General features: G+C 57.0%; 1 protein-coding gene. It reads right to left on the reverse strand.

Annotated features, from left to right (window positions below):
* Positions 1-19: 19 nt before the first annotated feature.
* A partial coding sequence (locus tag QSV46_RS41025) for a GNAT family N-acetyltransferase (RefSeq protein WP_314964497.1) occupies positions 20-237 on the reverse strand: 218 nt, incomplete at its 5' end.

The following is a 237-nucleotide window of genomic DNA, read 5'->3' on the forward strand; positions in this document are numbered from 1 at the left end:
TCCTTACTCCGTTCAATTTTCATCGTTCTCCCTCCTGTTCGAAGAACGCGCGAGCCTGCTCGCTGGTCATCTCAAAGTATCTTAAATTTTGGTACGCCACGTCCTGGCCCAGATCGGTCATTCCGATCTTGCGGTAGTAATCATCGGCTTGGGGCAGGGAATGGAGCCCCAAGCGCCCCTTGAAACCCTCGTCTTCGCTGAGCGCGATGGCTGCCGTGATGAGGGCCGAGCCCACGC

This window comes from Bradyrhizobium cosmicum, from assembly GCF_032290525.1.
GTDB classification, from domain to species: domain Bacteria; phylum Pseudomonadota; class Alphaproteobacteria; order Rhizobiales; family Xanthobacteraceae; genus Bradyrhizobium; species Bradyrhizobium cosmicum_A.